Here is an 11,794-nt window from a genome sequence, read left to right on the forward strand (position 1 = left end):
GCAGCGCGCTCAGACGATACGCATCGAATAGTCCGTGGCCCGCACGTCCTTGGTCAATGCGCCGATCGAGACGCGATCCACGCCCGTCTCCGCAATCGTGCGCACCGTATCGAAGTTCACGCCGCCCGAGACTTCGAGCACCGCGCGCCCTGCCGTGCACGTGACCGCCTCGCGCATCATCTCGAACGAGAAGTTGTCGAGCAGCACCGACTTTGCGCCATGCGCGAGCGCCGCATCGAGCTGTTCGAGCGTCTCGACTTCGATCTGGATCGGCACGCCGGCATTCAGGGCGATCGCCGCGTCCATCGCCGCGCCGACACCGCCGGCCGCCGCGATATGGTTTTCCTTGATCAGAATGCCATCGTAAAGCGCAAGGCGCTGGTTCACGCCGCCGCCCACGCGCACCGCGTACTTCTGCGCGAGGCGCAGGCCCGGCAGCGTCTTGCGCGTGTCGAGAATGCGCGTTTGCGTGTGCGCGATCATGTCGACGTAGCGGCGGGTCACGGTCGCCACGCCCGAGAGCAGTTGCAGGAAATTCAACGCGTTGCGCTCGGCCGTGAGAAGCTCACGCGCCGTGCCGCGCAACGAGCAGACAATGCTATCCGCCGTCATGCGCTCGCCCTCGCGATAGTGCCAGCGCACCTCGATGCGCGGGTCGACGCGCTTCACCACGCCATCGAACCACAGCACGCCGCACAGCACCGCGTCCTCGCGCACGATGATGCGCGCATCGCGCACTTCGTCCGCGGGCACGAGACGGCCCGTCTGGTCGACCGGGCCGACGTCTTCCTCGAGCGCATCCGCCACATTGCGCGCGATCGCGGCGTCGAACGCCGCGCCGTACTGCGCGCGGACTTCGTCGAGCACGGGCGCGACGGCGTCCGCTGCACGCAATTCGCGCGCGCCTTCCTTCAAATTCGTCATCACGCCGCCCCCACCTGCGAGAACAGTGCGGTATCGCGCGCGAGGTCGCCGCTCGCCTGCACGCGGCGCTTGTGTTCGGCGGCGAACGCGAGCATGCGGTCGATCGGCAGGCGCGCCCGCTCGCCAATCGCAGCATCCACGAAAATCTCGTTGTGGCCGCGCTCGAGCACGTCGGCGAGATTCGAGAGACCGTTCATGGCCATCCACGGGCAATGCGCGCAGCTCTTGCAGGTCGCGCTGTTGCCGGCCGTGGGCGCCTCGATGAAGGTCTTGCCCGGCGCCGCGAGCCGCATCTTGTGCAGGATGCCGAGATCGGTCGCGACGATGAAACGCTGCGCATCGAGCTTCACCGCAGCATCGATCAATTGCGTGGTCGAGCCGACCACGTCCGCCAGCGCAACAACCGCCTCAGGCGATTCGGGGTGCACGAGCACCTTCGCATCGGGATATTCGGCGCGCAGCAAATCGAGCTCAATGCCCTTGAATTCGTCGTGAACGAGGCACGAGCCCTGCCACAGCAGCATGTCGGCACCGGTCTTCTTCTGGATGTAGTTGCCCAGATGGCGATCAGGGGCCCAAAGGATCTTCTCGCCCTTCGCGTGCAGATGAGCGACGATCTCCAGGCCGATCGAGGAAGTCACCATCCAGTCCGCGCGAGCCTTCACAGCCGCGCTGGTGTTTGCATAGACCACCACGGTGCGATCGGGATGCGCGTCGCAAAACGCGGAAAATTCATCGACGGGGCAGCCGAGGTCGAGCGAGCAAGTCGCGTCGAGGTCCGGCATCAGGATGCGCTTGTTGGGACTCAGAATCTTCGCGGTCTCTCCCATGAAGCGCACGCCCGCCACCACGAGTGTCTGCGCCTCGTGATCGCGGCCGAAACGCGCCATCTCGAGCGAATCGGCTACGCAGCCGCCCGTTTCATCCGCCAGCTCCTGCAATTCAGGATCGACATAATAGTGCGCGACGAGCACCGCTTTTTCGCGCTTGAGCAATGCGCGAATGCGCTCCTTCAATGCAACGCGCTCCGCTGCGCCGGGTGCGTCGGGCACCTTCGCCCACGCCTGCCCGACGCCGCAGACGGCACCCTGCGGCCGGTCGTACTCGACCTTCCTGATTGCCTGACTCATGATCTCCTCTGTCGGCCAGAGTGGGAGCAAAGCGCTTACTCCGGCCCCATGCACATGTTACGGTCCTGCCGATCGCTGCAGTCCCAGGCCGGTGCAAGACACCGGCATTTTTCCGCAGCCCCAAAAGAAAAACCCCGCCAGCGCGGGGTTTTGTGACGTACCTGAATTCTAATGGATTTTTTCGAGACTCACGCAGGACGCAGTGGCCGAAAAAACCAGCGAAAAATCAGGCGTAGCGGCGCAGACGCGACGCAAACTCCTGAAGCGCCTTGATACCGCTTTGCTCGGCGCGGTGGCACCAATCCTGGAGCTGCGTCAGCAGTTGCTCGCGCGAGGCGCTCGAGCGCTCCCAAATGGCCGAGAGTTCGTTGCGCAGTTCGATGTACGTGCGCAGCTTCTGGCTATTCGCGAAGATCTGCGGCAATTGACGCTTCTGCGGTTCGTTCAGGCTGGACTCCTCCTTGTCGAACCAGTTGCGCGCGCCGCGCATGAGCTTGTACTTCTCGCGCTCGCCCACCTCCTTCAGGTGCGCGAGCTCCTGGCGATACGCCAGCTTCACGGCCTTCGCGTAACGCGCCATCACTTCATAGCGGTTCGAAAGCACGGCCTGGAGCGTCTCGTGGTCGGCCACGAGCTTGCCCTTGGTGAGGCGCGGCGTGGGCGCGACCTTCTTGACCTTGGCAAGACCGACTGCCTGCATCATGCGGATGTACATCCAGCCGATGTCGAACTCGTACCACTTGTTCGAGAGCTTCGCGGAGGTCGCAAAGGTGTGGTGGTTGTTATGCAGTTCCTCGCCGCCGATGATGATGCCGAACGGCAGCAGGTTCGTGCTCGCATCCGACGAATTGAAGTTGCGATAGCCCCAGAAGTGGCCAAGGCCGTTCACGACGCCGGCGGCCCAGAACGGGATCCAGGCCATCTGCACGGCCCACACCGTAAGACCGACCACGCCGAACAGCGCAACGTCGATCACCATCATGATGCTCACGCCGAGGATCGGGAAGCGCGTGTAGACGTTGCGCTCCATCCAGTCGTTGGGCGTGCCGTGGCTGAAGCGGCGCAGCGTTTCTTCGTTTTTCGCTTCGGCGCGATAGAGTTCGGCGCCTTCGAGCAGCACCTTCCAGAGGCCGCGCGTTTGCGGGCTGTGCGGATCCTCTTCGGTCTCGCACTTGGCGTGGTGCTTGCGATGGATGGCCGCCCACTGCCCCGTGAGCATGCCCGTGGTCATCCACAGCCAGAAACGGAAGAAGTGGCTGGCAATGGGGTGCAGGTCGAGCGCGCGGTGCGCCTGGCAGCGGTGCAGATACACCGTCACGCCAATGATCGTGATGTGGGTGACCACAGCCACGAACAGCAGGATCTGCCACCACGAGAAATGCAGCATCCCGTGGGCAAGGAAATCAAGCAGGGAATTCAACAAGGTTTTTACCCGTGAAACGAAGCGCACCGGCCTTTCAGGCCCGCGCCGATGTCAAGAAAATGAAAGCGGCCAGGAGGGGTTGGACGGCATTCTACTAGAACCGTTCCAAGTGTTTGTAACAAATAGAGATTTTTTTCCCAAATGGCCGCGACGTCAATTGCTGGACACACATTTGAGGCTGTTTGTCACACCTGTCCGAGACTTTCCCTAGCCTTCGAACCCCATTTCATCGTTTGCCGCCGCGTCTGGCAGCCACAGGATCGCTGCTGCGCCTTAACCTGGCCTTAAGTTGCCTCAGGTTGCCGCAAGTAACCTCAAGTGGCCAGGGCGACGTTACCCGGCGCGGGCATCGGCCGATGGACAAGGCGCACATCGCGCTGCGCCGGCGGAATGGCGATCCCGTGCTCACCGAATAGCCGCCACACGTTGCGGTTCACGTCCGAACGCACGCCGGTCGGACCGATCGCCGCATCCGCGATCCAGAACGCCAGTTCCAGCAACGCCCCGTCGCTTCCGAACTCGACCAGAGCGGCCGTCGGCATCGAATCGGCGCAGACTCGTTTGACGCCTTGCCCGGCAAGGGCGAGCAATTGCAGCGCCAGTTCCAGGTTCGATGTGTACGCCACCCGAACGGACAATTTCGCATAGCCCCGAGTCAAATAAGACGAGTGATTCTGCACCACGTCGGTAATCCGCTTTTCGTTGGGGATCAGCGTCTCGATGCCGTCGAGGCTGCGCACGACCGTGTAACGGCGGTGGATCTGCGTGACCCGGCCCTGAATTCCACCCACGCTGATGGTGTCGCCAATACGCAACGACCGGTCCGCCAGCACAATGAAGCCCGATACATAGTTGCTGGCGATTTTCTGCAACCGAGGCCCAGCACGCGCAACAGCACGCCGCCCCACACGACGATGGTTGTGATGCCTTCGCTCACCACGAGCAGCCTGCGCGTGCGCCGGTCGCGCCCGAACACCCGTCGCAGGAGAAAGAAAGCCAGATAGATCAGGCCGATACCGACCACGGAAACCAGTGCGAGATCGAGCAGCGGCGTCGACATGAAGGGCCGCGCGAGCTGCCGGACCGGCACGATCAGCGCGGCAGCGCACAGCCAAAAAATGGCCCGGTAAAGGCTTTCCATTCCAAAGTGCCGCCCGTCTCGCTGCCCTGGCGCCCGCCGCTGGAAAAACCGCCGCGCCAGCAAGGCAAGTGTCCAGGCAACCACGAGCAAGCCAGCAAGGATCAGGAGTTGCCAGCGCGTTTGCGGCAGCACGAAGAGCGAGGCGGCGCGATTGATCAGTGACGAAAGGCTGCTGTTCATGCGGTGCAACAATGTGCAAAAGAGGCGCTGAAAAGTAACCGCTCGGCGCTGCGCGTCGCCATGCATGCCGCTCAAGGAAAGCCGCAAAAAGAGCCTGAAATGACGCGGGGCCGTCCAGCTCCACCGGACGGCCCCGCACGATCTGTCTCTAACCGTTCGCTTACTTCAGCGCCGCGTCCGGCTCGTCGGCCTCCGACTGCTGCGCCTTCGCGATAGCGTCGGCGGCTTCGGTCACGGCGGCAGCCTCGTCCGGCGTCGTGGCGGCGCCGGCCTGCTTCGTCTTCGGCTGCGCTTCGCCGCGGCGCTCCAGCACGGCCGCAAAGAAACCGTCCGTCGCATGGCGGTGCGGCCACATCGAGAGATATTCGCCGGTGTCGAGGCCCACGCGCTGGTCCGCGAGCACGTCGCGCGCGCTTACCAGCACGAAGTCGGGATGGGCTTCCAGGAACTGCTTCACGACCGCTTCGTTCTCGGCTTCGAGAATGCTGCAGGTCGCATAGACGAGGCGGCCGCCGCGCTTGAGCAGCCGCGCCGCGCTCGTGAGAATCGAAAGCTGCTTGGGCGCGAGCTCGGCGATCGACTCCGGCGACTGGCGCCACTTGAGGTCGGGATTGCGGCGCAGGGTGCCGAGACCCGAGCACGGTGCATCCACGAGCACGCGGTCGATCTTGCCGATGAGGCGCTTGATCTTGGCGTCGTGCTCGCTGTCGATCAACACCGGATTCACGTTCGACAAGCCGCTGCGCGCGAGGCGCGGCTTGAGCTTCGCGAGGCGCCGTTCGGAAATGTCGAACGCATAGAGGCGGCCCGTCGAGCGCATCATCGCGCCGAGCGCGAGCGTCTTGCCACCCGCACCCGCGCAGAAGTCCACCACCATCTCGCCACGGCGGGGCGCCACGAGCGAGCACAGCAGCTGGCTGCCCTCGTCCTGCACCTCGAACCAGCCTTCCTTGAACGCGTCGAGCTTCGCCAGCGCGGGCTTGCCCGTCACGCGCACGCCGAACGGCGCGAACGGTGTCTCGCCGGCCTCGATGCCGGCCGAGGCCAGCGCGCGCAGCAGCTCGTCGCGGTTCGCCTTGATGGGGTTCGCGCGCAGATCGAGCGGCGCCGGATAATTCAGCGCGGCTGCTAGTTGCGCGAGCTCGGCCGGGTCAAAGCGCGTTTCCAGCGCTTTCATGATCCACTCGGGCAAATTGAGCTGCACGCGCTGCGGCAGGCTCGCCGGGTCGATCTTCGCGACGTGCTCGAGCCAGCTTGCCTCGGCGTCGGACACGAACGGGCGAATCGCCGAGCGCCCGGCCGTCGCCATCAGGCCGAGCAGCGCAAGGCGCCGCGTCGGGCTGCCGGTGCCGCTCTCTGCCAGATGCGCGAACTCCATGCGCCGGCGCAGCACGGCGAACACCGCCTCGGCGATCACGCCGCGCTCGGCATGGCCGAGCTTCGGGTGCTCGCGAAAGAAGCGGCTCGTCACGGCATCAGCGGGACCCGTGAACTTGAGCACGTCGGCCAGCAACGTCTCGGTCTGTCCGATCAGGAAACCATGCAATCTCATGCGCCCTCCCCGGCGTGTGTTGGTGCGCCTGCTTTTACGGCTTGTGCGCCTGTTTTTGCGTTTTCTTCCACGCTGGTCTCGTCAAGGAAGAGCCATTGCGCCTCGGGCGGCGTGAGCGTCACGCGCTCGCCATCGAGCGCGAGGCGCCCTTCGACGAACCAGCGCACCGCACGCGGATAAATCACGTGCTCGGTCTTGAGCACGCGCGCGGCGAGCGCCGCGGCGTCGTCGCCCGTGCGCACCGGCACGGCCGACTGCATCACGATCGGACCATGGTCGAGCGTGGGCGTGACGAAATGGACCGTGGCGCCATGCACGCGGCAGCCCGCGTCAATCGCCTTCTCGTGCGTCTTCAAGCCCGGAAAGCTCGGCAGCAGCGAGGGATGAATATTGAGCATGCGACCCGAATAACGCTGCACGAAGCCCTCGGTGAGCACGCGCATGAAGCCCGCGAGCACGACGAGGTCCGGCGCGTGGCTGTCGATGACCTGAGCGAGCGCCGTGTCGAACGAGGCGCGGTCGGGGTACTGGCGGTGGTCGACGACCGCCGTGGCAATGCCGTGCGAGGCGGCGAACGCAAGGCCCGCGGCGTCGGGGCGGTTGGCAACCACGGCGGCGATGCGCGCCGGCCAGGCTTCGTTTTCGCACGCGCGCACGATAGCCTCCATGTTGCTGCCCCGCCCGGAAATCAGGATGACGAGATTTTTCATCCGCGGATTTTATCATCGGGGCGGGCATCCGACGCTCGCGCGGCGGCGATCGTCGCCCCGTGCGTTTATAATCTCCTGTTTAGTCGCGGCCATGGCCGCATCACCGGTATTGATCGGCGCGCATGGCCCGCGCGCACTTTTCCAGGTTCCCTCGGGTTCCTCCAGGTTCCGCTATCGTGAGAGTCTTCCGCGGTCTTCCCAACGCTGAAAGTCGCGCGCCCTGCGCGCTTACCATCGGCAACTTCGACGGTGTCCACCGCGGACATCAAGCGTTGCTTGCGCGCGTGCGCGAGGCCGCCAACGCGCGCGGCCTGCCCGTCTGCGTGATGACCTTCGAGCCGCATCCGCGCGAGTTCTTCAATCCGGCCGGCGCCCCGCCGCGCATTGCCATGCTGCGCGACAAGCTCGAAGCGCTGCGCGAGAACGGCGTGGACCGCGTCGTGGTCGAGCATTTCAACCACACATTCGCGAGCCAGTCGCCCGAGACGTTCGTTGAGCGCATCATCGTCGGCGGCCTGCACGCGCGCTGGATGATGATCGGCGACGACTTCCGCTACGGCGCGAAGCGCGCGGGCGACTTCGCCTCGCTCCAGGCCGCCGGCGCGCAGCACGGCTTCGAAGTCGAGCAGATGGCCACCGTGGCCGACCCCTCGGGCGTGCGCATCTCCAGCTCCGCCGTGCGCGCCCAGCTCGCGGCGGGCGACCTGGACGCCGCACGCGCGTCGCTCGGCTGTGGCTACGCGATCAGCGGGCACGTCACGCACGGCCTGAAGCTCGGCCGCGATCTCGGCTTTCCCACGCTGAACCTGCCGATCGGCCATAAGCGCCCGGCGCTCAAGGGCATCTTCGTCGTGCAGGTGCACGGCATCGCCGACGAGCCGCTGCCTGGCGTCGCGAGCCTCGGCGTGCGCCCGACCGTCGACGACACGGGCCGCGTGCTGCTCGAAGTGCATCTGCTCGACTGGCATGGCGACGCCTACGGCAAGCTCGTGCGCGTCGAGTTCCTCAAGAAGCTGCGCGACGAGGAGAAGTTCGCCGACCTCGAAACGCTCACCGCCGCGATTGCGCGCGACGTGGCGAACACCCGCGCATGGTTCGCCGCCGCGGGCGCCGGCGTGGCCGGCAGCCGCTCCACCGGCTTCGCCACCTCGGCCACCGACCGAATTAGGTAAGCCGTGGCCCGCGCGCGCGTCTCGTCCAGCAAGGCAAGACCGCGGCGCGCGCGGGCCGCTCCGCCCCACGGCGCCGCCGCCTCGGCGGTAAGCGGCGTCCAAGGCGACAGTTGCGCGGCACCGCCGCAATGCTGACGCCAGGCATCCCCCGAATTCCACGTGATCTCACCATGAGCGACAAGAAAGCATCCTCCGGCAAAGCCGCGCAGAAGTCCGAATCGAAGTACCCCGTCAATCTTCTGGACACCCCGTTCCCCATGCGGGGCGACCTGCCCAAGCGCGAGCCGCAATGGGTCAAGGAGTGGGAAGAAAAAGGCATCTACAAGCAGATCCGCGAGGCCTCGAAGGGCCGCAAGAAGTTCATCCTGCACGACGGTCCGCCGTATGCGAACGGCGACATCCACCTGGGCCACGCGGTCAACAAGATCCTCAAGGACATGATCGTCAAGGCGCGTAATCTCGCCGGCTACGACGCCGTCTACGTGCCGGGCTGGGACTGCCACGGCATGCCGATCGAAATCCAGATCGAGAAGCAATTCGGCAAGTCGCTGCCGGCCCAGGAAGTGATGAAGAAGGCGCGCGAGTACGCGGCCGGCCAGATCGAGACGCAGAAGGCCGGCTTCAAGCGCCTGGGCGTCCTCGGCGACTGGGACAACCCGTACAAGACCATGAACTTCGTGAACGAGGCGAACGAGATCCGTGCGCTCGCGAAGATCATCGAGAAAGGCTACGTGTTCCGGGGCCTGAAGCCCGTGAACTGGTGCTTCGACTGCGGCTCGGCCCTCGCCGAGGCCGAGGTCGAGTACAAGGACAAGACCGATCCGACCATCGACGTGCTGTTCCCGTTCGCGCAACCCGAGCAGACGGCAGCCGCGTTCGGCCTCGCGGCCCTGCCGCGCGAGGAAGGCGGCATCGTGATCTGGACCACCACGCCGTGGACCATTCCGTCGAACCAGGCGCTCAACGTGCATCCGGAGATCGACTACGCGCTCGTCGACACCGAGCGCGGCCTGCTGATCCTGGCTGTCGAGCGCGTCGAAGCCTGCATGAAGGACTTCGGCCTGACCGGCAAGATCGTCGCCACGACGAAGGGCGAGAAGCTCTCGCTCCTGCGATTCAACCACCCGCTCGCTTCGGCGCATCCGGGCTACAAGCGCACTTCGCCGATCTATCTCGGCGATTACGTCACGACCGACACCGGCACGGGCATCGTGCACTCGGCGCCCGCTTATGGCGTGGAAGACTTCGTGTCGTGCAAGGCGCACAACATGGCCGACTCGGACATCATCAGCCCGGTGATGGGCGATGGCCGCTATATCGAATCGCTGCCGCTGTTCGGCGGGCTCACCATCTGGGCCGCGAACCCGAAGATCGTCGACGCGCTCGACGCCGCCGGCACCCTGCTGCGCAGCGAGAAGTACGTGCACAGCTACATGCACTGCTGGCGCCACAAGACGCCCATCATCTACCGCGCCACCTCGCAGTGGTTCGCGGGCATGGACGTCACCCCGAAGGACGGCGGCAAGACCCTGCGCGAGACTGCGCTCGAAGGCATCGAGGCGACCGCGTTCTACCCGTCGTGGGGCAAGCAGCGCCTCTACTCGATGATCGCGAACCGCCCCGACTGGACGCTCTCGCGCCAGCGCCAATGGGGCGTGCCGATGGCGTTCTTCGTGCACAAGGAAACCGGCGAGCTGCATCCGCGCACGCTGGAGCTGCTCGAGGAAGTCGCGAAGCGCGTGGAGAAGGAAGGCATCGAAGCCTGGCAGACGCTCGACGCGCGCGAGCTGATCGGCGACGACGCCAATATGTACGAAAAGAACCGCGACACGCTCGACGTGTGGTTCGACTCAGGCACGACGCACTGGCACGTGCTGCGCGGCTCGCACAAGGACGAGCTCCAGTTCCCGGCCGACCTGTATCTCGAAGGCTCGGATCAGCACCGCGGCTGGTTCCACTCGTCGCTGCTCACGGCTTCGATGCTCGATGGCCGCCCGCCTTACAACGCGCTGCTCACACACGGCTTCACGGTCGACGGCGAAGGCCGCAAGATGTCGAAGTCGCTCGGCAACGGCGTCGACCCGCATGAGGTCGCGAACCGCCTGGGCGCAGAAATCATCCGCCTGTGGATTGCCTCGACCGACTATTCGGGCGAGCTGGCGATCTCCGAAGAGATTCTCAAGCGCGTGACGGAAGGCTATCGCCGCATCCGCAACACGCTGCGCTTCCTGCTCTCGAACCTGTCGGACTTCGACTTCGAAACGCATGCGCTACCCGCCGACCAGTGGCTCGAAATCGACCGTTACGCCGTGGCGCTCACGCACACGCTGCAAAACGACGTGCTCGCGCACTACGACCGCTACGAGTTCCACCCGGTCGTGGCAAAGCTGCAGACGTTCTGCTCGGAAGACATGGGCGGCTTCTATCTGGACGTGCTCAAGGACCGCCTGTACACCAGCGCGCCCGATTCGGCCGCGCGCCGCGCCGCGCAGACCGCGCTGCACCACATCACGCACAGCCTCCTGCGCATCCTCGCGCCGTTCCTCTCGTTCACGGCCGAGGAAGCATGGAAGGTGTTCCAGCCGCAAAGCACGACCATCTTCACCGAGACGTTCCACGCGTTCCCGGATATCGGAGAGGCGCCTGAGCTGATCGCCAAGTGGACGCTCCTGCGCGAAGTGCGCGGCAACGTGACGAAGGCGCTCGAAGAGGCGCGCGTGGCGAACCAGATCGGCTCGTCGCTGCAGGCCGAGGTGCGCATTCTGGCGAGCGGCGCGCGTTACGATGCACTCACCTCGCTGGGCGAAGACCTCAAGTTCGTGCTGATCACCTCGGCGGCCGAAGTCGTGAAGGTCGAGAGCGAAGCCGACGAAGGCGTCGAAGTCGTCACCTCGAAGTACCTCAAGTGCGAGCGCTGCTGGCACTACCGCGAGGACGTCGGCGCGAACGCCGGGCACCCGGGCCTGTGCGGGCGCTGCGTGGCCAATCTGTTCGGCAACGGCGAAGCGCGGAGCGCGGCATAATGGCCAAAACGACCCTGCCGAAACAGTCGAAGTCGAGCGGCGCGCGCGGCATGCTTGCGCCGTGGCTCGGCATCGCGGTGATCGTGATCCTCGCCGACCAGCTCACGAAGATCGCCATCTCGCGGATGTTCAGCTATGGCGAAGGCCGCGTGGTCACGCCGTTCTTCAACCTCGTGCTGGTCTACAACAAGGGCGCCGCGTTCAGCTTCCTTGCGGCGGCGGGCGGCTGGCAGCGCTGGGCATTCACGGCGCTCGGCGTGGTCGCGGCCATCGTGATCGGCTACCTGCTCAAGCGCCACGCGGGGCAACGCCTCTTTTGCACCGCGCTCGCGCTGATACTCGGCGGCGCGCTCGGCAACGTGATCGACCGCCTGATGTACGGCCATGTGATCGACTTCCTCGACTTCCATCTGGGCTCGTCGCACTGGCCGGCGTTCAACGTTGCCGACAGCGCGATCACCGTGGGCGCCATCTTGCTGGTGTTCGACGAATTGCGGCGCGTGCGCAAGTCGCATTGAGCGCGCCAGCCCGAGACTGGA

At 65.3% G+C, this 11,794-nt stretch carries 8 protein-coding genes and 1 pseudogene; 3 read left to right on the top strand and 6 right to left on the bottom strand.

All coding sequences use genetic code 11. The features are described 5' to 3' along the window. Positions 1–9: 9 nt before the first annotated feature. From nadC to purN, 6 genes and pseudogenes are all read right to left on the bottom strand, one after another. The gene (nadC, locus tag P5W99_RS11725) at positions 10–924 is read right to left on the bottom strand and encodes a carboxylating nicotinate-nucleotide diphosphorylase (RefSeq protein ID WP_434662562.1); all 915 of its coding nucleotides are present in this window, start codon (positions 922–924) and stop codon (positions 10–12) included. Further along, positions 924–2,054 carry a quinolinate synthase NadA gene (nadA, locus tag P5W99_RS11730; RefSeq protein WP_434660875.1) on the bottom strand — a complete coding sequence of 377 codons (1,131 nt, stop codon included), beginning with the start codon at positions 2,052–2,054 and terminating at the stop codon, positions 924–926. The genes nadC and nadA overlap by 1 nt, the downstream gene beginning before the upstream one ends. A 226-nt stretch (positions 2,055–2,280) precedes the next feature. Further along, positions 2,281–3,477, bottom strand: coding sequence for a DesA family fatty acid desaturase (locus P5W99_RS11735; protein ID WP_434660877.1), 1,197 nt, complete (start codon positions 3,475–3,477; stop codon positions 2,281–2,283). Between the two features lie 314 nt (positions 3,478–3,791). Next, positions 3,792–4,798, bottom strand: a pseudogene (locus P5W99_RS11740) (mechanosensitive ion channel family protein). Positions 4,799–4,958: 160 nt separating this feature from the next. Next, entirely contained in the window at positions 4,959–6,350 is a 1,392-nt protein-coding gene (locus P5W99_RS11745; RefSeq protein ID WP_434660878.1) for an RsmB/NOP family class I SAM-dependent RNA methyltransferase, read from the bottom strand. Continuing rightward, positions 6,347–7,060: a phosphoribosylglycinamide formyltransferase gene (gene purN / locus P5W99_RS11750; RefSeq protein ID WP_434660880.1), complete on the bottom strand. Its 714-nt coding sequence runs from the start codon at positions 7,058–7,060 to the stop codon at positions 6,347–6,349. The genes P5W99_RS11745 and purN overlap by 4 nt, the downstream gene beginning before the upstream one ends. A 176-nt stretch (positions 7,061–7,236) precedes the next feature. Here purN and P5W99_RS11755 point away from each other — a divergent pair, with 176 nt between their 5' ends. From P5W99_RS11755 to lspA, 3 genes are all read left to right on the top strand, one after another. Next, positions 7,237–8,232 (top strand): bifunctional riboflavin kinase/FAD synthetase, encoded by a 996-nt coding sequence (locus tag P5W99_RS11755; protein WP_421024586.1) that lies wholly within the window; start codon positions 7,237–7,239, stop codon positions 8,230–8,232. A gap of 170 nt (positions 8,233–8,402) precedes the next feature. Further along, on the top strand, positions 8,403–11,255 hold the full coding sequence (gene ileS / locus P5W99_RS11760; protein ID WP_421024587.1) for an isoleucine--tRNA ligase: 2,853 nt from the start codon (positions 8,403–8,405) through the stop codon (positions 11,253–11,255). Further along, the gene (gene lspA / locus P5W99_RS11765) at positions 11,255–11,773 is read left to right on the top strand and encodes a signal peptidase II (protein ID WP_421024588.1); all 519 of its coding nucleotides are present in this window, start codon (positions 11,255–11,257) and stop codon (positions 11,771–11,773) included. Before ileS ends, lspA begins: the two co-directional genes overlap by 1 nt. Positions 11,774–11,794: the final 21 nt, after the last annotated feature.

Source organism: Paraburkholderia sp. A3BS-1L (genome assembly GCF_051125215.1).
Taxonomy (GTDB): domain Bacteria; phylum Pseudomonadota; class Gammaproteobacteria; order Burkholderiales; family Burkholderiaceae; genus Paraburkholderia.